Origin of the sequence: Novipirellula methanifontis, from assembly GCF_052161655.1 — a bacterium.
Taxonomy (GTDB): domain Bacteria; phylum Planctomycetota; class Planctomycetia; order Pirellulales; family Pirellulaceae; genus Novipirellula.
Genome location: NZ_CP197418.1, coordinates 5411349 through 5434907 on the forward strand (window position 1 = coordinate 5411349; position 23559 = coordinate 5434907).

Annotated in this window: 13 protein-coding genes; 9 read left to right on the top strand and 4 right to left on the bottom strand. The window is 53.5% G+C overall.

The annotated features are described in order from the left end of the window. Positions 1-262 precede the first annotated feature (262 nt). The 6 genes from SH528x_RS19725 (at position 263) to SH528x_RS19750 (ending at position 13331) form a co-directional block, all read left to right on the top strand. Positions 263-3451, top strand: a complete 3189-nt coding sequence (locus SH528x_RS19725) for a DUF1553 domain-containing protein (RefSeq protein WP_442505168.1) — start codon at positions 263-265, stop codon at positions 3449-3451. Positions 3452-3455: 4 nt separating this feature from the next. Next, entirely contained in the window at positions 3456-4904 is a 1449-nt protein-coding gene (locus SH528x_RS19730) for a DUF1501 domain-containing protein (RefSeq protein WP_442505169.1), read from the top strand. A gap of 66 nt (positions 4905-4970) precedes the next feature. After that, positions 4971-5804, top strand: coding sequence for a phytanoyl-CoA dioxygenase family protein (locus SH528x_RS19735; RefSeq protein ID WP_442505170.1), 834 nt, complete (start codon positions 4971-4973; stop codon positions 5802-5804). Positions 5805-6733: 929 nt separating this feature from the next. Next, the gene (locus tag SH528x_RS19740) at positions 6734-7417 is read left to right on the top strand and encodes a hypothetical protein (protein WP_442505171.1); all 684 of its coding nucleotides are present in this window, start codon (positions 6734-6736) and stop codon (positions 7415-7417) included. Between the two features lie 871 nt (positions 7418-8288). Further along, on the top strand, positions 8289-11276 hold the full coding sequence (locus SH528x_RS19745; RefSeq protein ID WP_442505172.1) for a thioredoxin family protein: 2988 nt from the start codon (positions 8289-8291) through the stop codon (positions 11274-11276). 381 nt (positions 11277-11657) lie between these two features. Beyond that, the gene (locus SH528x_RS19750; RefSeq protein ID WP_442505173.1) at positions 11658-13331 is read left to right on the top strand and encodes a M48 family metallopeptidase; all 1674 of its coding nucleotides are present in this window, start codon (positions 11658-11660) and stop codon (positions 13329-13331) included. A gap of 10 nt (positions 13332-13341) precedes the next feature. Here SH528x_RS19750 and SH528x_RS19755 read toward each other — a convergent pair whose 3' ends face one another. The 3 genes from SH528x_RS19755 to cls form a co-directional block, all read right to left on the bottom strand. Continuing rightward, positions 13342-14643, bottom strand: coding sequence for an outer membrane protein assembly factor BamB family protein (locus tag SH528x_RS19755; protein ID WP_442505174.1), 1302 nt, complete (start codon positions 14641-14643; stop codon positions 13342-13344). Positions 14644-14976: 333 nt separating this feature from the next. Then, the gene (locus SH528x_RS19760) at positions 14977-15723 is read right to left on the bottom strand and encodes an MIP/aquaporin family protein (protein WP_442505175.1); all 747 of its coding nucleotides are present in this window, start codon (positions 15721-15723) and stop codon (positions 14977-14979) included. 221 nt (positions 15724-15944) lie between these two features. Further along, positions 15945-17540: a cardiolipin synthase gene (gene cls, locus SH528x_RS19765; RefSeq protein ID WP_442505176.1), complete on the bottom strand. Its 1596-nt coding sequence runs from the start codon at positions 17538-17540 to the stop codon at positions 15945-15947. Positions 17541-17724: 184 nt separating this feature from the next. Here cls and SH528x_RS19770 point away from each other — a divergent pair, with 184 nt between their 5' ends. Then, complete coding sequence (locus SH528x_RS19770) at positions 17725-18144, top strand: PGPGW domain-containing protein (protein WP_442505177.1); 420 nt, start codon at positions 17725-17727, stop codon at positions 18142-18144. A gap of 278 nt (positions 18145-18422) precedes the next feature. On the opposite strand, the gene SH528x_RS19775 is transcribed toward SH528x_RS19770, so the two are convergent. Further along, a complete protein-coding gene (locus SH528x_RS19775) occupies positions 18423-19340 on the bottom strand; it encodes a DUF4886 domain-containing protein (protein WP_442505178.1) in 918 nt (305 codons plus the stop codon). Positions 19341-19709: 369 nt separating this feature from the next. Between SH528x_RS19775 and SH528x_RS19780 the strand changes: the two genes are divergently transcribed. Continuing rightward, a complete protein-coding gene (locus SH528x_RS19780) occupies positions 19710-21185 on the top strand; it encodes a transposase (RefSeq protein WP_442505179.1) in 1476 nt (491 codons plus the stop codon). Positions 21186-21678: 493 nt separating this feature from the next. Beyond that, entirely contained in the window at positions 21679-23496 is a 1818-nt protein-coding gene (locus SH528x_RS19785; protein ID WP_442505180.1) for an exo-alpha-sialidase, read from the top strand. The last annotated feature ends 63 nt before the right edge of the window (positions 23497-23559 follow it).

The following is a 23559-nucleotide window of genomic DNA, read 5'->3' on the forward strand; positions in this document are numbered from 1 at the left end:
CCCTACGACATGCGACAATGAGGCTTCATCATTGGTGCGAACTCAACGCCGTCAACGATTTTTCCGAAAGCCTTCGTGCCGATTTGGGAGTAGCGGAAGTCGTCAAGACTTTCGTCCCGCAGCGAAATTCCCCGAAACTCTTGACGAGTTCCGCTACGAAATCGTTCACGGTGTTGGGTGCAGACCCAACATTTTGGTTCGATCGTGATCACCGCAATGAGTAAACATGAATAGCACAAGACATCTGAAACGTAGAATTCAAATGCATCGATTACACTTCGTCTCGATTCCATTGTTGACCGGTTTGTCGATCCTCTTTGCCGCGACCGATGTGTATGGCAAAGACCTCGATTACAACCGCGACATTCGTCCGATTCTTTCGGACAAGTGCTATTTTTGTCATGGACCGGATCACAACACACGCGAAGCCGACTTGCGATTGGATTCACGTGAGGCCGCGATTGACGTGATCGAATCAGGCGATCTTGTCGACCGGATTACCAGCGACGATCCGGACATGTTGATGCCGCCGCCGGATTCCAAAATCGAGCTGACCGAGCAAGAGAAGCTGACGATTCAGACTTGGATCCAACAAGGCGCCGCTTACGAAGGCCATTGGGCTTTTGAACTGCTTCCCGATTCAGTCGAAGTTCCCTCGGTTAGCAATCCCGATTGGTGCCGCCAGACGCTTGATCGTTTCGTGATGGCGAAACTTGACGATGAAAACATATCACCTAGTCCAGAGACGCCACCACTACGTTGGCTACGACGTGTCACGTTGGATTTGACAGGATTACCACCGACGCTGAAACAGATCGCCGATTTTGAAGCTCAGCTCTCTGCTTCCGGCGAACAGGCTTACGAGACCGCTGCGGATGCACTGTTGTCATCGCAGGCGTTCGGTGAACACATGGCCGTCGCCTGGTTGGACGCGGCACGCTACGCAGATTCGTACGGTTACCAATCCGACAAACTCAATACGCAGTGGCCTTATCGCGATTGGGTTGTGGACGCGTTCAACAAAAATCTGCCCTACGATCAATTTCTTACTTGGCAGCTTGCCGGTGACCTGCTTCAACATCCAACGCGAGACCAATTGGTTGCGACTGCGTTTAATCGCATCCACCGACTTAATAACGAAGGCGGGGCGGTGTTCGAGGAATGGCGAATCGAGAACGTGGCGGACCGTGTTCACACGTTCGGAACCGCGGTGCTGGGATTGACGATGGAGTGCTGTCGTTGCCACGATCACAAATACGATCCGATACCCACGGAAGATTACTATTCGCTGTCAGCGTTCTTTAATTCGATTGACGAAAGTGGCGTCTACGATCGTACCGAAAAGGTCCCTTGTCCGTCGATTTTGTTGCCCACTCCCGAACAGCAAATCGCGTTAGAAGAAGCCCAAACCGAACTTGGCCGGGCAGAGCAAGCGTATCAGCGGTCACTCGTGGAGGCTCGTCAACGCTGGACCGTATGGACTCCCGAGCATTCGGAACCGCTTAAGATTCCCGATCTGCGATTGGCACTGAGTTTTGATCGTGGTTTCGACAAATCGATGAAAGCGATCTATCACCCTTCCGAATCGGACCGAGCTTGGACGAAGATGCCAGAGTTAGTCGAAGTGACCGATTCGCCGCTCGCCCGACTCGACCCCGCGTTGGCTGCCGACAAGGGGCAGTCCGACGAGACGCCTCCCCGACGCGCCTTAACATTAGATGGGGAACGCGGAGTCACGACTCATGGGATCACGCCTTTTGATCGCTGGTTGCCAATGTCCGTAGTCGTGAGTCTGCGGGAAACCAAACGATCTCCGCTGCGTAGTTTAATCGCGCATCACACTCGCGGTACGGATTGCGGATACAACGGCTGGGATTTGACCATCGAAAACGGCTACCTCGAATCAAGAATGGCTCGCGTTTGGCCAGGCAATGCCATCGCCGTTCGAACGGTCGCACCGTTACCGGTGAATGTATGGCATCAAGTCACCGCGACCTATGATGGATCATCCAATGCCGCAGGGTTGAGACTCTATCTGAACGGCAAGCCACTGGAAACCACGATCATTCGAGATCAGCTGAAAAAGAGTTGCAATGTGCTGGTGGACCACGGCGGAGAGTTCGTGGTAGGACAGCGTTTCCGTGCTCGTGGTCTCGACGGAGGTCTGATCGACGATGTGCAGGTTTACGACCGAGCGCTCACAGAGGTTGAATTGCGGGTGCTGGCGACGGGGGATGCGGCAGCATCGAGCGGCAAGCCAGGTTTCGAGTACTTTGCTTCGGCGATTGACGAGCCTACACGCGATGCGATGAATGCGTTGACGCAGGCACGTCACGCCGTCGTGATGGCCGAAGAAGTCATGAACGAAATTCCGATCATGCAAGAAAACGAACAGCCACGTCCTGCTCACATGCTGGCCCGTGGCGAGTATGACGCTCCAAAAACCGATGAAACATTGGTCGAGCGAAGAACCCTCTCGGGTTTGCCGCTTGCGTTTCCCGAAGACGCACCGAACGATCGACTTGGGTTGGCTCAGTGGGTGACCGATCCGCGGCACCCGCTCACTGCACGCGTTGCCGTGAACCGAATCTGGGGCAACTTTTTCAGTTCGCCACTGGTGCGAACGCCTGAAAATTTTGGTTCTCAGGGCGACTTGCCTACGCATCCTGAGTTGCTTGATTGGCTCTCTCGCGATTTCATCCAGAACGGCTGGGATATGAAACGTCTCTGCAAAAACATCACCCTGTCGGCTACCTATCGACAAGAATCGTCGGCGACGCCAGAGCAGTTAGAGTCCGATCCCACGAATCTGTGGTTGGCGCGAGGCCCCGCCTACCGTTTGGCCGCCGAGCAGATTCGCGATCTGGCGTTGTCTGCGTCCGGCTTGTTGAACGACGAAGTCGGCGGTCCACCGGTTTCACCTTACCAACCCGGCGAAGACTTGTGGAAAGAGTCCAACAGCATGTCGCCGCCCTTCAAGCAATCGGTCGGCAAGTCGCTGTATCGTCGCTCGCTCTATTCGGTTTGGAAACGAACGGCGCCGTTACCCAACATGATGGCGTTTGATACGACGACACGAGAAGTCTGTACGGTCAAACGCTCGCGAACAAACACACCACTGCAAGCCTTGGTGCTACTGAACGATATTCAGTTCATCGAAGCGGCTCGCGTGATGGCTCAACAATTGATCGCCAGCGAAACGGACACGCCCGTGGAAACCGCCTTCCAGAAATTCGCAGGACGCCAACCCGACCCGCTGGAACAACAGGCGTTGCAACAATTGTTCGACGATGAGCGGGCATTCTATATCGAGCACCCCGCAGCTGCGAAGAAGCTTGTGTCGCTTGGTGACACGGAACTGAAGTCCGAAGCGGACTTCATCGAACTCGCCGCGCTGACCAACGTCTGTCAGACCATTCTTAATCTTGATGTCACTATTTGGAAACGATAAAGCTATGTCATTCGATCCATTCGCCATCAATCGACGGCATTTTTTCAAAAATAGCTGCACCGGTGTCGGTGTAGCAGCGTTGGCTAGTTTGCTCGGCAACGACCATACACATGCTTCTCCGGGGCACGCAAATCAGGCAAAACCAGGGTCTGCGACTGGCACCCATTTTCCGCCGAAAGCCAAACGAATCATTTACTTGTTTCAATCCGGCGGTCCGGCTCAACAAGATTTGTTCGTTTATAAACCGCTGCTGAATGAGATGAACGGCAAAGAATTGCCTGCGGAGGTCCGGGGGGAGCAACGGCTGACCGGCATGTCGGTGAATCAATCGTCGCTGCCGATCGCTGGGTCGCATTTCAAGTTCAGCCAACATGGCGAATCCGGAGCTTGGTTGAGTGACTTGCTTCCGTATCACCGCGATATTGTTGACGATGTCTGCTTTATCAAGTCGATGCACACCGAGGCGATTAATCACGACCCGGCGATCACGATGTTTCAAACTGGTTCTCAAATTGCAGGTCGACCGTCTCTCGGATCTTGGTTGTCCTATGGTTTGGGCAGCGAAAACGAAGACCTTCCCGCCTTCATCGTGCTGGTGTCCGCCGGTCAGGGAGGACAACCGCTTTACGCTCGGCTGTGGGGTAACGGTTTCTTGGATTCCAAATACCAAGGCGTTCAGTTTCGCGGTGGTAGCGATCCAGTGCTCTATCTGTCAAACCCGGAAGGCATTCCAGCGGCCCGTCGCCGAGCACAATTGGACGTGATTAACAAACTCAATCAACATCAGTTCGCTAAGGAGTTGGACCCCGAAATTGAGTCGCGGATCTCTCAGTACGAAATGGCATTTCGGATGCAAACCAGTGTGCCTGACGCAGCCGATTTCTCGGATGAACCGGAATCGACGTTCGAACTATACGGCGACGACGCAAAGAAGCCAGGCACGTTCGCAGCCAATTGTTTGCTGGCAAGACGACTGGCCCAGCGAGATGTTCGGTTCATTCAGCTGTACCATCAGGGCTGGGATCAACATTCCAACTTGCCCAAACAGATCACCGAACAAGCCAAGGAAACCGATCAAGCCTCAGCGGCGTTGGTCAAAGACTTGAAACGACTGGGGCTTTTGGATGATACTCTGGTGATTTGGGGCGGCGAATTTGGCCGCACCTCTTACACCCAAGGGGTGCTGACTAATGACAACTATGGTCGCGACCATCATCCTCGCTGTTTCACGACATGGATGGCTGGCGGAGGAATCAAGCCGGGGATTAGCTACGGATCGACGGACGAGTTCGGCTACAATGTTGTCGAAAATGGGGTTCACGTTCACGACTTCAACGCGACCATTCTGCACCAGATGGGCATTGACCATGAACGGCTGACGTATAAATATCAAGGTCGCCGTTTTCGTTTGACCGATGTTCACGGCGAAGTGCTTGACGACATCATCGCGTGATGGATGCCTCAAAAGTAACCTCTTTGTATTTCAAACTTACAGCCTTTTTGTCCTGAGATTACCCGAATGATCAATAGCGTTGATGACATTCCGAATCCATCACCAAGTCAATTGGCCGAGTTGCCGCGTCAAATGGGATTTGTTCCTTCGTTGGGTAAGTCTCTGCATACGCTGACGAAGTCACAGATCGACCAGTACAACGAAACCGGTTACCTGATGCCCTTCGACGGACTCGATGAGACGGAAGCTCGCGAGACGCGTGCCTTCTTTGATGGCGTATTGGCGGCATACATCGAACTGGGGCGAACCAGCTATTCAATTAGTACTGCACATCTTCGCTTTGCCCGCATTTACGACTTGGTGCAACATCCGCGGATCGTGGATGCCGTGTCGGATCTGCTGGGCGAAAACATTGTGTGTTGGGGATCGCACTTCTTTTGCAAAATGCCGCACGACGGAAAGCGTGTCCCTTGGCATCAAGACAGTACGTACTGGCCACTGAGTCCCACCAAAACGGTGACCGTTTGGTTGGCGATCGATGATGCGGATCCCGAGAACGCGAACATGAAGTTCATACCCCGCTCGCATGTTCACGGTTTAATCGATTACGACGAGACGGAGGACACCGACACCGTGTTGAATTTGGCGGTGGCAAACGCGGAATCGTATGGAGACAAGGAAGTGGACGTGGCGCTGAAGGCGGGGCAGTTTTCGATGCATTCTGACTTGCTGCTGCACGGATCCGACGCCAACGAATCGGATCGACGGCGATGCGGACTCACAATTCGTTACGCCGCTGCTGACGTCACGACTTGGTACGACTGGCACAAAAAAGGCTTCGTCGTACGTGGCGAGAATTTGAGTGGCCAGTGGGCGAACCCGCCTAAACCGGCCCAATAAGCACGTAGTGCGACGATCCTTTTGTGAGCCGTGGGCCGTAAGGCACCGGGTAATGCGTGGTACCCGGCCGCTGAATAACGCCCTCCACGCCTTTGTACCCGCCAGAAACGCAGCTGCAATCAATCTCGGCAATTCCCGAAAGTCCACACTTACGCTCGTCATTCCAATGACGGCTGGAAGCCTTCGAGGTCAGCCTCATAGTCCACCACAGAGTGGGGCCAAAACTCTGCCGTTTTAACCGATTGGTAGTGGAACTCCGAGCACACCTTTGGACTGAGCGCAAAATAAATGTCACGTTTCAAGTAGGGCCGGTTCCCACCGGCCGTCCTTGACGACTCGATTAAATCGGCCGGTAGGAACCGGCCCTACGCTCAGTCAACGCTTCAAAATGCGACAGTTAATTTCCGCTCGATCCTAAAGGGAAAAAGGGACATAGCTGTTTCCAAGCGTGAAGGTTTATCTGTCTTGTCCCAAACAAGTACACAATGACAAGACTAACCGTCGAGAAAGACTACGCTGGCTGTCTGATTGCTTCCCCGGCACCGATTTCCCCCAACCGCAGTCGCGGCGACAGTGACTTCCACTGGCCCACATGTCATCTCCGACAGAACTGATGGCAGCTTTTACGATGAAAAGATTAGGTAGGAAAATTAGGGGTAGGAAGATTGGAGACGAGATACATTTTCCTACCCCTAATGTTCCTACCGGATCTCTGGAAGTTATCATTACGTATTATTCATCAAGTAAGGACCGAGCGGGAAATTAATGTCACGTTTCAAGTGGGGCCGGTTCCCACCGACCGTCCTTGACGACTCGATTAAATCGGCCGGTAGGAACCGGCCCTACGCTCAGTCAACGCTTCAATAAGCGACATTTTATTTCCGCTCGATCCTAATCCCATCCCTTACGATTCGGCGATCAAAGTGAAAATGTCATTCGCACTTGTCTTCCTATGGTTTTTTGCTTTTGCAATCACTTTCCCTGGGCCTAGCCTAGTGGCGGATGATTGCAAGTGCAGTGACCTGTCATTTGGACAGAAGCAGGTCTTGCAGCTACTTTCTGATAGACCGGCTATGGCGGGCGTTTTGGATAAGGATGGACCTACTTATAAGTGGGTCTGTGAGCAATTTTCGCATGGATACGATGGCAGACGCATCCACTGGGACTACGCCCTACCCCAATCTGGTTTGGATTCAGAGTATCTCTCATGGACGGGTGGTGGGCATCCACCAGGATTCGTCCGAATAAGCGGGCGCCCTGGGTTGTCTGGGATCGATCAATGGATGGTACTATTATACGAATTGGAGAACATCAAGAATGCGACCGAATTGGCACGCCTAATTGCGTCCTCGATTGAGAACGCTAGTACACGCGAGGAGTTTATTAAGAGCTCCGTTCGTATGGAATTCGATGCCTTCCATCGCCTCAAGAAGCGGCTTGTATTATGGAACGAGCTCGGCATCAAGAGTCCGCTTTCGCCGCGTGAATCGTGGGTGGTGGATGTAGAGGAAGACTTTGACGTTTTCTACGAGCGCACAAAACAAATGCCTTTACATCGGAAAGCATTTGAAACCATGTACGACACCGCTGTCGCACCACACATTGACCGGTGAGCCGTGGGCCGTAAGGCACCGGGTGATGCGCGGTACCCGGCCGCTCACGCGTCACGGCTCACTGAATCAACAGCCCGCTACATCGACTGTCCCACCCTGTGAGCCGTGGGCCGTAAGGCACCGGGTAATGCGTGGTACCCGGCCGCTCACGCGTCACGGCTCACTGAATCAACAGCCCGCTACATCCACTGTCCCACCTTGTGAGCCGTGGGCCGTAAGGCACCGGGTAATGCGTGGTTCCCGGCCGCTCACGCGTCACGGCTCACTGAATCAACAGCCCGTTAAATCCACTGTCCCATCTTGTGAGCCGTGGGCCGTAAGGCACCGGGTAATGCGTGAGACCCGGTCGCTCACGCGCGAGCGGCTCACTAAATCAACAGCCCGCTACATCGACTGTCCCACCCTGTGAGCCGTGGGCCGTAAGGCACCGGGTAATGCGTGGTACCCGGCCGCTCACGCGTCACGGCTCACTGAATCAACAGCCCTCTAAATCCACTGTCCCACCTTGTGAGCCGTGGGCCGTGAGGCACCGGGTAATGCGTGGTCCCCGGCCGCTCACGCGCGAGCGGCTCACTGAATCAACGGACCGCAAATTCGATTGTTCCATCTTGTGAACTGAACACGCTTGCGTCGGGCTGCCCGTCGTAAAAACGTCACCAGGACGAGGCCCGCGGCTAGCGCCGTCGGCTCACCAATACCGGAAGAACGAATGAATAGGACAGTGGAACTACCGTCAAAACGGCTGATTTGGCCGCAGGAAAATGCGGTGTTCGATTCCAAGCGTTTGTAACTCCAAATGCTTGACAGCAGACTTTGCGTGACAATATATTGCATTCGACACTCGGCCGCGTACGCAAACAGGAAACCCTAGATGAAGTTGCACGCTTTCTCCTTGGATGGTTTTACATTGTCATTCGTAACGACGGCGTGTCTGTTACTGACCGTTGGCTTGCATCGACGTTCATCGGCTCGGATGTTTGCTGCCGTAATGTTGATGAGCGGCGTGACGCCTGCGTTTTGTCTCGTGTCGATGGCGGCAGAGCCGCCCCAGGCGTTTGATGATTCTGGACCGGTGGTTCGTGGTTCGGATGAATCCCTGGAAGTACGCCTTCATGGTTCCGTCGTGGACGAAAAAGGAAATCCCGTCGCTGATCCCAAAGTCACAGTGACGCTAAGGGCCATCGAGGGCACGAAGACGATTGGGCTCGACATTCGCGGAAACCAATTCGAAGTTTGGCTGCCGACAAGTGGATTGAATTGGTATCGACTCGAACTTGAATGTCGCCGAGGTGATGAAACTGCGTATCGTGTTGTAAACCGCTATCGGATTCGGCAAGCGGCAATCGATGGAATCAATATCAAACTCCAGAAACCGGCGAAGTCAACCGATATTGTGGTCCAATACAAGGATCAGCCCGTCGCCAATGCCAAGGTTAAAGTTCAGATGGAACACAGCCGAATCGTTCGTGGCACGACAGACGACGGCGGAGTCCTAAGAGTGGATTTGTATCCCAACGAAAAGTTGAGTTCGCTGACTGCGTGGACTGAAGATTATTTGTTTGGCGGTTTTCAGTTTATGAACCCGCCCCTTCGTGATCGCGATGCATCCAGTCATACCATTGAATTAAATCGCTGTCGCGATCAAACGATTCGCATGGTCGATGTGGACGGCGAACCCATCGAAGGCGTCGAATTCCAAATGAATATCGCGACACGGAAACCCTATTTTAACTTCCTCGGCGTCGTCGACGATGCGTTGCTAAGAACCGACGCGAATGGAGAGTCCGTGCTGCACTGGTTTCCCGATTGGCCCGAAGTACATCAGAACGCGGATTTGCAAAGCCAGCAGTGGTTCGTTTTCGAAAAGCCGAAACGCGTGGATGACGTTTTGGTGACCACCCTAAAGCCTCGGATCGAACGAAAACGCGTGATGGGCATAGTGGTGGGCAACAAGCAAAGCCTCGCAGGAATCTCGGTTGAGTTGCAAAGCTTCCAGGCTGAGCGTGATGGTCAATTTGACCGAGTTTACGGGACCACTAATGAAAGTGGTCAATTTTGGGTCGACGTGCTTCCTGGATCAACCTATTCGGCATGCGTGAACGATGTGAAATTCGTCAGCGATTCTGTAAATGGGGTGCTGTACGACCTTAAAACACAGCAAGCAAACTCACCTATTGTTACATTGAAAAAAGGGGCAGTTGCAAAGGTGAAACTGACGACTGGCTCCGAGCGAACGCCGATGCCAGACGTCGAGGTTTCATTTAGAAGCTCGTATCGGTTCACTTGGGATGAAAATGGCAAATCACGAACAGGCTTTAGCGCACGTGATTTTTCATCCACGACGAATGCTGAGGGAATTGCCAGTGCGGTCGTGTTTCCTGGTACTGTCACTGTGGGCGTCTATCAACCGGAGTGGCGACCGGGCGGGTCTATCGAAGTCGTCGATGGAGGCGATAACTTCATTGAACTTCATCGCAAATTGGCCGAGCCGAAGTCCGTGAGTGGACGTTTGGTTGTCGCAGACGCTGATGATGTCAACCTCGCTGAATGTCAATTGAGCATCGGTTCATTGGACGGACAGACTAGAGACCAGCGTGATCTGCAATGCGATCAGGACGGCAAGTTTTCACTAAAAACATTGGCGACGAAGTTGGGTGTGCTTGCAATCACCCAAGATGAGAAGTACGCGGGAGCGGTCGTCGCTCGCGATCTTTCCGAGTCGATCATCGTCACCATGCACCCTACCGAGACGATGCGTGGCCAACTGATCGATGCCGACGGTAAACCCGTCACCGAAAGAACTATCACCGCCTATGCGACTCTGGAAGACGATGAAGACACTAGCACTGTCGATTCGTCCGGGGTGTTCACGAATGGTGGATTGGTGAACCTCGCCAATTGGTCGTTGAAGACCAATGAACGAGGTGAATTTGCGTTCACGGGACTGCCTTGCTTCATCCCCATTTCATTCTCCGCCGAAGGGGATCTTAGGACACGGGAGCAAGTTTACTTGGAGCCTGGAGAAGTGCGTCCACCGACAGTATGGAAACTCAAAGGTAAGAATTCAAAAGAGGCTTCTCGACCCAAATCAATCTCGCGAGTTTGGTCTGAAAAGCTGCGTGATTGCATGCTGAACGGCTACCGCCCCATGATCATTGTCGCAAGCGAATCGGATGAAGCGAATCAGTTCATTGATCTGAATCTAAAAAACGGTAGTATCAACTCCGTTTTGGCACGGTTCGTGACATTGAGACTCACGCCCGATCAACTCGATGCAGAATTTCTTGAAAGGATGGACTTGAAAGTGCCATCCGATGGTGATGTGTTCGTGGTTGTCTGCGATCCCTTGGGGATCGAACTTCAACGCGCTACGTTCGGAATAAACGATGCTAACATCAAAGAGCAGGTCGCTGAATTTGTACTTCGGAACGCCCCGGCGAAAGTTGATGTCAAACAAGCTTGGGACGCAGCGTTTGCGATTGCGAAGAAAACCGATCGCAGCGTCTGGGTCAGGATCGGAAGTCACTACTGCCGCGAGTGCTTCGCGCTCTCGTGTCTGCTGGACGACCACGAGGACGCATTGAGCCAAGACTATGTGATGTTGCAGCTCGAAGACATTGATCGCGCTAATTTCCCTGAAATCTACGACCGTTTGCCTTTGTGGGAGCAAACCGGCATCACCTTTCACGGAATCTTTGACGCAAGCGGAATGAAGTTGATCGATAGCGTTGGCCCCCTTGGCAACATCGGTTACCCAACGAGTTTTGAAGGCAAACGACACTTGCGGCGAATGCTACAAACCACGCGTAAACGGATGACGGACGAGCAGATCGACGCGATTATCGACACTTCTCGTTGAACGCCACCAACAGATCTAGTGTCCCAACGGCCAATCTTCTCCGTCGAAACATGCGGAATGTCGTTCCCCAAAATGCCCGTCCGAAAGACCACCCCGATTCCCCATCAAGTATGATGGTGCGGTCGATCGGGTGTGGGGCGGACTCAACACGATCTCAGTAAGAGCAATGACACTTGTCGTTTTGTTGAGGGTGGTATCGTGGCGGATCCCGTGTTGAAACTGAATTGCCCTTCGTGTGAGAAGACGCTAAAAGTTCCTGAGTCGCTTCGGGGTAGAGCCGTTCGATGCCCAGCTTGCAAAACGGCCTTCCGAATTCCGGCTGCCAAGCCGAGTCCCTCGCCGCCGCAGGCCCATCAGCAAGTGAGTCCGTCGCAGGGCCGCGTGCAATCAGCCAGACCACAGGACACGCTGCCGGCTCCGTCGCCGGTGGAACCATCGCTGGCACAGCCGAGTCGAAAACAGCAACAATCACCGCAACCAAACACATCACTGGACGGGTTCGATTGGGATGATTTGCAACTCCCTTCGTCAGGAGCAACCGCATCTGTGGGCACATCGGTTCCAGCAGCACTCGATGACGATGATTTGTTTTCCGACTTGCAGTTGCCTGCCGTTGCTGCCAATCCGCCTCGAGTAGCATCGCCGCTGGAACCGTCTGCGGTGAAACCGTTTCCAGTAAAGGCCGCCTCCGTGAATGCCGTGCCAGGACGTTCGGCAGCAGCCGCGATTCCGAAAGTGGATCTTAGCAAAGAAATTCAGAAGCAATTGGGCGAGCCGATTTCGATGCACCGCTCGAGCCTCGGTTACCGTGCAGGCTTGGGACTGCTCAGCTTATTCATGATGGCAATGCCGCTGGCTTACGTCGCTCTGGTGGCTGCGACAACGTGGATGGTTTACCACTACACGTTCAATATCTTCCCCGAGATGGTTTCGGGGATCGGTGTTCGTGGCGGACGGGCGATGGTCTTCGTCTGGCTGCTAATGTTCTCGCCGATTGTTGCTGGCGTGATCACCGTGATTTTCATGTTGAAGCCGATCTTCTTTTCATTAGTCGGATTCGGGCCAAGCCGTACTCGCGCGCTGACACGCGAAGGAGAGCCGGTGCTGTTTGAATTGGTGGATCGGATTTGTGATACGATCAAGGCGCCTCGTCCCAAACGGATCGAGGTCAACAGTGAAGTGAATGCATCGGCGTCGTACGGCGCCGGATTTAGGGGGATCATTAAAGGAGAATTGGTGCTGACCATCGGCGTACCCTTAGTCGCAGGGCTGTCGTCGCGACAATTAGCCGGCATTTTGGCACACGAGTTCGGTCACTTTTCGCAAGGGGCGGGCATGCGAGCCCAGTTGATCATCGGGGCAATCAACATGTGGTTCGCCAAAGTCGTTTACGCACGCGACGGGATTGATGAAATGCTTGACGAAGCGATCGAGGATAGCGAATCGGCGTTTGGATTGGTGTTGCTACTAGCGAGCGGTTGTGTGGGACTGGTGCGTTGGGTACTGTGGGGGTTCATGGTCGCTGCGCACACGGCGAGCACGATTTTTAGTCGACAGATGGAGTTCGATGCGGATCGCTATGAAATCGCGCTGGTGGGGTCCGAAGTGTTTGTTTCGACCGGCCAGGAACTGCATCTTCTGAACGCGGCGTCGGGACGATCGATGCAGTCGGTCGTTTCGTTAATCAAGAAGGCCGTCCTAATTGATAACATTCCAAAAATGATTCAATTATGTCGAACCCAGATGAGCCCAGAGGAAGTGGAACTCGTAAAACTGTCGATCACGGTGGGTAAGACGGGACTGCTGGATACTCACCCCTGCACGCGAGAGCGAGTCGAGGCTGCGGAGCGTTTAGCACAAGCGGGAGTGTTTACGATCGACCGTCCGGCTCGTGAGCTGTTTCGCCACTACGATGCGCTCTGCAGCAATGTGACGCAAGACTTCTATCGCAATGCGATTGGCCGACTGGTGAACCCAACCGAATTGCAGCCCGTGGATCAACACTTGCATGTTGTCATGCGAAATGCAGCCCACGGATCCGTGAGTCGGAGTTAGTGTCGGCGGATCACTTGCCGATGCAATACAGGTATTCTTGCCGCGTGTCGTCTTCGTGGGCGGCGGCTCGCACATAAATGCGATCTCCGGTGATCGCAGCGGAGGCAAACACGCTCTGCCCCAATTTGTTCTCACCAAGCTCCTCGAATCCATCCGGAGTAGCTCGGTAGATAAACGTCACTCCATCTTCGTTGGTCGCGTATATGCGATCGTCCACCATCACTGCCGAACTAGTGAACGATCCACCCAGTCGTTGTTTCCAAACGGTCTCTCCCGTACTGGCGTCCAGGCACATTGCGACTCCGGCATCCAGAGTCAGATAGAGATGCCCGTCACGATACAGGAACGAGGGGACATACACTCTTAGATTCTGATCCCAAACGACTTTTCCAGAGCCGTCCGCAGCGATCGCTGCGAGATGGTTTCGAGGGTAGCCACCGCTGCTGTACACGTGTTTGCCGTCGGTCACCGTGGTGGTAACACACTCAGTCGTCGCCCCTTCGATCTCCCACAACGTTTCTCCCGTCGTTGGATTTAAGCTGGTGACCAAGTCACATCCCGTGACAATCAGTTGATCGCGACCGTCAATTTTGTAGACGACTGGCGATGCGTAATTAGGCAGCTCGGGGCGCCCTCGTGTCCAAACAATACTGCCCGATTTTCGATCGAGTGCCGCAATCGCACCACCCGCTTTGTTGTCGCATGTCACAATGACCTTGTCTTGATAGATTGTTGGTGACGATCCATAGCCTTGGTGGATCAAGTAGTCGCTGACGCGGGTCTGCCATACAACTTTTCCATTCAGATCCAACGCCGAGGTGATCATCGCACTATCGTTGACAAAGTTGATGTACAGCTGAATTCCGTCGGTTGCGATTGTCGAAGACGCCAACGTTGCTTTCTCGTTGGCTTTGCGACCACTCTTGTTCTCGAAGCCTCCTTTGTGCACGACGGATTCCCAAAGCTTTTTACCGGAATCGCGATCAAAGCTGAGCACCAGCTGGACTTTTCGAGTTTCATCAGCGGTCGGAAGATAGACGTGTGATCCGAGTACCGTGGGCGAACCGTGTCCGCGACCCGCGATCGGGGTTCGCCACAACACGTTTTCATTTTGGCTCCACTTTAGAGGCGGATCTTGATCCGGCGACGCGATGCCGTTGACCGAAGGACCTCGCCATCCGGGCCAATCGGTCGATGTCAATTTTGAATCGGCCGCCAGGCGAGGCGTTTGTGCCGTGGCAAGGTTGCCGTGCGACAGACAGCACCATGCTACAGCAACCGTGGTGGGGACGACGCAGAAAAGTCGCTTCAAGGAAATTTCCATCTATTAACAATCGTTGTAAATGAGTTTTAGCAAATGAAAGTCGGATTGAACTGCAGCGAAAACAATATCGTTGATCACTGGGGACGTGCGATTTATATGTTGATGTAGGGTGGGTCAAACAAAACCAGGTGTCAGGTGGGTCGGCGTTCGCGATTGCAGGTTTGAATCAAAATCAGTGGTTGGGTGGAGTTCGTCGGTTCTGTGACGACCCACCCTACAATCACTCAGCCCGCATTAAAATCACAAGTAATAAATCCCACGTCGCCCGCGATCACAACAAAACCGGCCATCGAAGCAACGTTTTTGATGGATCGCAGATTGTTAGGCAATCATTAAATATACGATCGCTGCAAGCGAGCCACCGACAATCGGAGCGACGACGGGGACCCATGCATAGCTCCAGTCGCTATCACGTTTTCCCGGGATCGGAAGCAGAGCGTGCACCAATCGAGGTCCCAAATCACGCGCCGGATTGATCGCGTATCCGGTCGTCCCGCCAAGCGACAGCCCAATGCCAAACACCAACATCCCCACGGGCAGGAAACCGAGCGTGCCCAGCCCGAGTACGGGATTCGTATCCACAGCGGCGTCGCCATGCGTCAGACTCGGAGTGATCATCAAAAAGATGGGCAGGATCAAGGCAAACGTGCCAACGGCTTCACACAAAAACGCTTGCGGTAAATTACGAATGTTGGGCGAGGTGCAGAAGCAGGCTAATTTACTGTCAGCGTCCTCCGTGACTTTGAAATGTTCACGGTAGAACAGATAGACTAAGGCCGCACCCGCGATGGCGCCAAGCATTTGCGCGGCAAAATAAGGAATCGCCATTCCGAGACTCAATTTGCCCGCAATCAACATCGCTACGGTGACCGCAGGATTAATGTGAGCCCCACTAAAATCATTGGCACAAAATGCGCCGATGAAAACGGCAATTCCCCAACCCGCGGCGATCACGATCCATCCGGAATCATTTCCTTTGGTACGTGCTAGTACGACGTTGGCAACCACGCCGTTGCCAAACAGGATCAGCATCATCGTGCCAATAAATTCTGCAACAAAAGGTGACATGACTTCGATTTTCGGCTTCGGTGTTCAGGGTAGGGGCGGGATCCAACGGAGGTGACGACACGGCAGGAACACGTGAATCGATCAAGCAATCGCCGGCATCAGAACACAGATGATAATGCAAATAAAAAGGGCTGCCTGCCGAAACGGCGAATCCCCGTCATCATTTTGCATTATTCTTGAGGGCGAACTTTTTAAACAGGCTTGGAGTCGATCTTCCCGCATTACTGGATCGGCGCCAGCAGTCGTGAACCTCGAACGAGTAGCTGGAACGGGTAGGCACTGTCGGTCAATTCGCTACCGGGTGCCGGATCCGAATTGCGAAGATCCTCTTCGAGTATTTCCGCCAAACGGCCGGCAACAGTCGAATCAAAGAACACCATCATCAGCTCGAAATTGAGCCGGAACGAGCGATTGTCAAAGTTAGCGGTGCCGATCGAGGCAATCTCATCATCAACCAAGATCACTTTTTGGTGCATAAAGCGATCTCGATAGCGAAACATTTTCACCCCTGCGGCCTCCATTTCCGGCAGATACGAAAACGAAGAGAGCCAAACCATGCGTGCATCCGACACTTCGGGAATGATCACGCGAACATCCACGCCACGCAGCGCCGCCAACTGCAACGCCGTCGACATCTGTTGATCGGGGACGAAATAGGGACTTGCGATCCATACACGCTTCTCGGCGCGATTGATTACTTGCAGAAAAAACATCGACGCGGTTTCAAACGAGTCCGCAGGCCCGCTGGGAAGACAAATCCCCTTGACCTCGCCATTCTCCGATTGTATCGGTGTCCACTGCAGATGATGCAGCAGTTCGCCAGTAACAGCGTGCCAATCCTCAGCAAACACGATTTGAGAACATTGCACCATCGGGCCTTCGAAACGAACGTGAGTGTCACGATAGACGCCGAGTTTTTCGTTATCGGCAAGATACTCATCACCGATGTTGTGGCCGCCCACAAATGCCTCACGTCCATCGACGATGACAAGTTTGCGGTGATTACGGAAATTCAGTCGCGTCGTGGATCCGTCTTCGAGCGGCGGATTGAACCCGTGAATCTGCACTCCCCCGGATCGCAGCTTGTCGATATATCGATTGGACATGTCGCGGCTGCCGTACTCGTCATACAGCACCTTCACTTGCACGCCTTGTCGGGCCTTTTGCAACAACAGCTCGGCCAACCGGTTGCCAAGAACGTCATCACGTAGGATGTAAAATTCAACCAGCACGTAGGATTTGGCCTGCTCAATTGATTGAAACAGCGAGTCAAATGTCTGCTTGCCATCTACCAAAATGGTTGCCGCATTTCCTTCGGTGACTGGGAAATGAACGAGCTTGCTAAGTAGACGCTGCGTTTCATTTTCCGGAGCCAACGCCAATCCCGACTCAACCAGATCTCGGTTCAACCTGTCCAAGATCGGGGCGCCTTCGGATTGACGGGCGCGGTAGGCGATCGCTTGTTTGCCGTAATCGGTTTCACCGATGGCCCAGTAGGCGGGAACGGCGATGTAGGGGAACGTATTAAGCGTGACGATCCAAGCAATCGCCCCTTGTGGGGTACGAGGCTCACTGAGCACGTTGATGGACGAAACGAAGCCAAGCGTATGAGCCAACAGTAGGATCGAACCAGTGATGCTGCGGCGATGCAACCGCATCCAAGCGACGACACGACGCGAACGCTCATGACGCAAATACAACAGCCGGATCGGCCGCCAAAGCGTCCGCGAAACCGACTCGCGTTTGCGCTGTATCCAATCAAAGACTCTCGCGGGGAATAGACGCCGCTTTGTCGGAGACGCGGCTGGAGTGGTCATCAGTTAAGCAGCTCATATAAGAAGCGTCATCGGAGGTCGGATCACTGCGACGAGGTTCAAAATGCAGCTTTCGTGCCAACCCAGCGTCGTCATCCAGCTTCTTCTGCTCGTTCTGCTACGAGTGGGAACAAAAATTGCAAGACATCGACTTTGACAAAAACGGAAACGGAGTAAATGAAAAGCGATGCTGCACCTCAAAGGGATGATCAGCGAACCGATGTTCTGGTGGGTGGCGACAGCGTCCGCGATTGTGTTTGCGGCTTCACTCGTCGCGGTGCCTTGGCTGATTCTGCGACTCCCGGATGACTATTTCAACCACGACCATCGCATCGCGGTGCGTCCGCAAACGAGGGCGGCGGTCTACTATCATTGTCTGCTCGTTATTTTAAAAAACATCGCCGGAGCCGCGTTTTTGACGATGGGAATTGCGATGTTAGTGCTGCCGGGACAAGGCCTGCTAACCATTTTTATCGGGGTGTCGTTGATCGATTTCCCCGGAAAATACCAGCTGCAGCGATCGCTGGTGTCCAGGCCCTTCATTCTGACGCCGCTGAATTGGATCCGGCGTCGCGGCGGAAAAGCCGAATTTAGAGTGCATTCATAATCGATTCAGATACGATGACCGCTTAGAACCCACTGGGCTTGGTCGAGCGAAGTCCAGCTTGGTTCAAAGTCGACCAATCTTGCTAGTGCTTTGTCAGGACTAAAAACCTGCATTTGTCGTAGCGGAAGTCGTCAAGACTTTCGACAGTTCTCTCTTCCGAACGAAACTCTTGACGAGTTCCGCTACATCAAAAACAAATCTGGGCAAAACACTGAATTCAGCGAAGATCTAGCGAGACCACCATCCCCTAAGCTGAAACTATTCACACAGGAAACGGATTACTGATCGGTGCACGCAGCGTAGGCGGCTTGACGATAGAACGTGGCATCCTCGTTGCTGATTCCCTTGGGAACAAAAGTTGTCTTTGTCGCATCGATGCCTGTCAGTGATTCGAACCACACCAACCCTGCTAGAAAACAGCCGTGGGTATTGGCATGTTTGTAGTCGAAACCCAAGTTCGGCTTGTCACCTTTCTTCTGCCAATGCCATCCGACGACCAGCGAGTTATCTTGGTTGGGTAGGTTCGGATGCTCAGGGTTTTCGTAGTCATAGTTTGCGTCGGGAACCACAACCGAGCGTCCTGCGGTGGAACGAGCAATTTGGAATGCGGTACCTACAGGAATAATGCGACCGCCGAATAGTTTCGCACTGGCGTCGTAAGCGTCATGCAACCGCTCGTACATTTGCTGCTGGCTCAAACCATCTTTTACCAACAGCGGCGAGTCTTGGCGGTAAGCCCACGTTTGGTGAATCAACAATTGTGCGGTCGGCGCCAATTCACTCACCAGAGCAGCCAATTGATCGATGTGAGGGTGATAGGTCTCGGGTTTGTAACTCAGAGCACTCATTTGCTGTACGGTGACAAAGTCCCATGGCTGCAATTTCAAATAGTCCTGCAAACTCAACTTTTTCCGGCTGGCTCGGTCACTGTAAGGTTTCACCTCGCTATCGGTCGCCGACTGGAGCGCAAGCGTGGCGTGTTTTTCCAACGTGCAACCTCCAATGTTCGCAGTGCCAATCACAATATCAACCGAGCCTTCGGATTGAGCAATGTCGCGCAGATACAGACAGGCGTTTTGGGCGAAGCTGTTGCCAATGGTCAGTACGCGGACCGTCCGTTTGGATTGTTGCAGACGGGAATTTGCAGAATCATTCTCCGTTGCGGATGAATATGGCGTGATCAGCAGGATGAGCACGACGAGAAGGACGAGTCGTGAACGGAGGCGGGTGAGGCGCTGAATCATGGCGTGGAGATGACGTGTTGGGTGGGGGAGGCGGCAGGGAACGTCATAATTCTAGCAAAGATTGAGGGCGTGCGACTGCATCTCGCAGCGCCGCAGCCAAACTCACCTAGAGTTTCGGCTCCATTGAAGCTACATCTCCACCGACGAGGGAGACTGCTGAAGTAGTACGACATCACCGCTCTTATGTTAGCCGTTTGGGCCAACGCTGTGAAGCATTTTGAGCACGTAAAAAGCGGGGTTTTCACCAAGCTCCGAATATGAAAAAAGCCAGATTCCCCCCAGACACTAACTGAAACACTTCAGTCAGAAAGGAATCTGGCCATGAGTCGCAAGAAGCAGACAAAACGTAGTAAGCAAAACCAACGTCGCAAACCTAACCGCCAATCTCGTCGCAAGAACAAGACGATCTTCAACGAGGTGTGTCGTTGGATTGTTCCCAAAGGTGAATTGTTTACCAAAGATACATTTCATGGCAATATCAAATGGATGCCCGAAGAATTGGCGATCCAGGCACTCATCTGGTCTTGGCAAAATGAGATAAACGTCACCGATGCCTTCGATCAGACGATGGAAATCTGTGAAGAGCTGGGGCTTCACTGCACCGCCAAAACCTACACGGCCTTCATGAACGCATTGGATCGCTACGAATCGCTGTTCACGACGCGGCTTCGCCAGAGACATCAGTCATTGGCCCAGGAAGTGGGCGGACGTTTTTGGAGGTCCGCTGACTGGGTACTGATCGGCTTCGATGGGTCACGCGTGACGGTCCCGCGAACGGCCGCCAATGAGAAAGCTTTTTGTGCACCCAACTATGGCCGCGGCGTGCGTGCCAAATACGGAAAGAAGAAGTCCAAGGGGATGCGACGGAAGCGGAACCAGAAGAACAAACCTCAGCCACAAGAACCTCAAATCTGGGTCACGATGATGTGGCACATGAGCCTTCGTCTACCGTGGACTTGGCGTTTGGGGCCATCGAACTCAAGCGAACGAGGCCACGTCGTGGAGATGCTTAAGGAAGAGACTTTCCCGGAAAAGACACTGTTTTGTGGTGACGCGGGCTTCGTAGGTTATCCTCTGTGGAGTGCGATCCTGGCTGCCGGTGGTGACTTCCTTGTTCGTGTCGGAGCGAACGTGAAGTTGCTCAGCGAGCAGGCTGATATCAAGCAACTCGGTGGAGGTCGAGTCTTGTGTTGGCCCAAGGGGAGGATGGAATCTGGCGCCCCGCCGCTGAAGCTGCGTCTGGTGAAAGTGAAAGTTGGCAAGACGAAGATGTGGATGCTTACGAGCGTATTGAGCGCTCGTAAGCTGAGGCACAAGCAGCTCATTGGTTACTACAAAATGCGTTGGGGAATCGAAGTCGAATTCCGCGGCTTAAAACAAACCATTGACAAGCACAAACTACGTTGCCGCAACAGCGATCGGGCATTGGCGGAACTGGACTGGTCGATTCGCGCGATGGCGATTGCCGAACTGCTGGCGCTGCGAGAACAGATTCCCGAACAGCAAGACGTTCCCGAGCAAGTCGACTATGATCCGAAAAAACGAAGTTTGGCCAACACGATGCGTTGCTTGCGACGCTGCATGCGTCGCCTCGACAAATATTGCAGTGCGAGTGACAACATGCTGCACAGCCTGTCGCAAGCCCTCGTCCAGACCTATCAAGCGGGCACGGACAAGAAGGCGCGTTACCGTCCAAAGAACCCACACAAGAAACCGTTGGGCGATCCTGAAATAAGAAAACTGAACATGGAAGAACGTAAAAAACTCGCCGAATTCCATCAAAACCAAGCAGCCTAAAATACTTCACAGCGTTGCGTTTGGGCGCTAGCCCCGGTTGGATGCGGACGAAACCGTGGCTAGCGCCAAACGCAACGCTGTGAATCATTTTCTCGTAGCTACCTTCGCCAGAAGGTGGTGATTCGTATTGGCCGGCAACCATCCACGCTCTAGCGAGCGTAGCTACGGAACGCAAATGCCGTAATTTGCCGTCTCTAAATGCTTCACAGCGTTCGCCAAAACGGCTAACTAAATCAGCAGTCTCCCAAGTCGGTGGAGAGGTGGCAGAAAATCCTCGCAAAAAAAACGTGATATGCCCAACGTTATACAGGCCAGACTAGCACCCAAGCGGCTAAAGAATTTCACCCAATCATTTCTACCTACGTGCTTAACGCCGAATATGATGATAAAACAGACGCGAACGTTTCGTGGTACATTTTTGCTTCCGCCGTAAACTTTGCGACCCCACCAGCACTCTCCCGCCTTTTTGACGTTTTCGATGATCTCACGTTCCATGATCTCCCGCCTCGCCTTGACGTTTCTATTTTGTTTTTCCTGTACTCTATTGACTTTGGGGGCCAGTCCCGATGCCGCTCCCGTCCCCGACGTGACTTGGTCACTGGACAACCCGAGCGAATTTCTCGTCCATGGTGAAGTTGAAACCGCCGATGGCGTAAACGGCCAATCACTCATTTTTGACGGTCGTTCATTGCTGACAGTGAGAGACTCTGCTGAGCAAATCGCTGTCAGCGAAGCATTTGCACTTGCAGTCTGGGTCAATCCTTATCAGGTCGGCAAGACACAACAAATGATCGCCGCAACGCATCAATATTCGTTGGATCAGCGGAATTGGGGGGTGATGATTGACAAGGACAAGCGATTCCGGCTGTACGTCTGGCAAGACCAGTGGGTAACAGTGGACTGTGACAAAGTTCCCGAGCTTGGACATTGGCACCTGGTCGCGATACAAGTGCGAACGGGCGCCGCTGAGCTTTGGGTTAACGGCGAGCTTGCGGGACGCATCGAGCTGAAGCGACCACTCAAGCCAACCGCGACTCCGTTGACCTTTGGTGGAGTCAACGACAACGGCCATATTCGCCAAAATTTCAAAGGTGCGTTGGATTCCGCACAGTGGTTCAATCGGTCTTTAACCGCCGAGGATATGAGACATCTATATCACCCCGTGACTTCAACCCATGCCGTTCCCGATTTGCCAAAACCGGTTTCTCTTTGGGACGAGACGTCTACTTTGCCCTCCGCTGCCGAGCTTGCGCAAGTCGATGGAGTGCGATTTGGTGTCATCAAGCCATACGAGTTTTCCAAAGATGGCTATCGTTTCCTGCACGGCGTTGCACTCGGTTTTCATCAGGACCGGCTGTACGCTTCGTTTGGGCACAATCAAGGTGGTGAGAATACCGATTCAGAAGAGGCACGAGTCTGCCACAGCGATGATGATGGACGAACCTGGAGCGAGGTGACGACCATCGACGCGGGGGTCGAACCAGGGATCGGGGTCAGCCATGGCGTGTTCCATTCGCACGGCGGCGAGCTGTGGACGTTTCACGGCGCCTACTCAGGGACGATGGACAACGTCCACACTCGGGCTTATCTGCTTGACGAGGCGACGGGCACGTGGGCGTCCAAAGGGACGGTAATCGAAGGCGGCTTTTGGCCGATGCAGCAGCCAATCAAAATGCAGAATGGTAACTGGATCATGAGTGGGCTTCGCGTCGGAGATGGCGCCCCCGCAGCAGTCGCGATCAGCCACGGAGATGATTTCACCGCCTGGGACCTGATCGTGATTCCACGTGGTGAAGGAATCGGAAAGATGTGGGGTGAATCGACGGTGTTTGTAGACGGCGAGACGATCGTCAATGTGTCCCGTTATGGTGCCGAGGCAACCGCGTTGCGTGCCACCAGCGACGACTACGGTCGCACTTGGACTGCCTCGCTTCCTTCGAATTTGCCGATGACGACAAGTAAACCGTACACCGGGACCCTTAGCAGCGGACAGCACTACCTCGTCGGAACCACAGCGGCGAACAACGGCGGACGACGTACGCCGCTGACGATTGCGGTCACGCGTCCGAATGAGACGTTATTCAGCAAAGTCTTTGTCATTCGCCACGCCGAGTTTGCGGACGGTCCAGGCGAATCTCATCCCAAGGCATCGCTGTCGTATCCCTACGCGATCGAACATGGTGGAAAATTATATGTCGGATATTCCAACAGCGGTGGTGGCGTTGGCCGCGTCGGAAGCGGCCGCGAGTTGTGGAACAACAACAGTGCCGAATTAGCCGTCATCCCAATCGAAAGTTTAATATCGCCGTAGCGAGAGTCGCCAAGACTTTCGACAAGCACCAATGCGACTTGAAACTCAACGCATAGTGTCGCT

Coding starts and splice junctions, on each gene's coding strand:
- SH528x_RS19725 (WP_442505168.1), top strand. CDS start 263: ATGCATCGATTACACTTCGTCTCGATTCCATTGTTGACCGGTTTGTCG.
- SH528x_RS19730 (WP_442505169.1), top strand. CDS start 3,456: ATGTCATTCGATCCATTCGCCATCAATCGACGGCATTTTTTCAAAAAT.
- SH528x_RS19735 (WP_442505170.1), top strand. CDS start 4,971: ATGATCAATAGCGTTGATGACATTCCGAATCCATCACCAAGTCAATTG.
- SH528x_RS19740 (WP_442505171.1), top strand. CDS start 6,734: ATGTCATTCGCACTTGTCTTCCTATGGTTTTTTGCTTTTGCAATCACT.
- SH528x_RS19745 (WP_442505172.1), top strand. CDS start 8,289: ATGAAGTTGCACGCTTTCTCCTTGGATGGTTTTACATTGTCATTCGTA.
- SH528x_RS19760 (WP_442505175.1), bottom strand. CDS start 15,723: ATGTCACCTTTTGTTGCAGAATTTATTGGCACGATGATGCTGATCCTG.
- cls (WP_442505176.1), bottom strand. CDS start 17,540: ATGACCACTCCAGCCGCGTCTCCGACAAAGCGGCGTCTATTCCCCGCG.
- SH528x_RS19770 (WP_442505177.1), top strand. CDS start 17,725: ATGCTGCACCTCAAAGGGATGATCAGCGAACCGATGTTCTGGTGGGTG.
- SH528x_RS19780 (WP_442505179.1), top strand. CDS start 19,710: ATGAGTCGCAAGAAGCAGACAAAACGTAGTAAGCAAAACCAACGTCGC.
- SH528x_RS19785 (WP_442505180.1), top strand. CDS start 21,679: ATGATCTCCCGCCTCGCCTTGACGTTTCTATTTTGTTTTTCCTGTACT.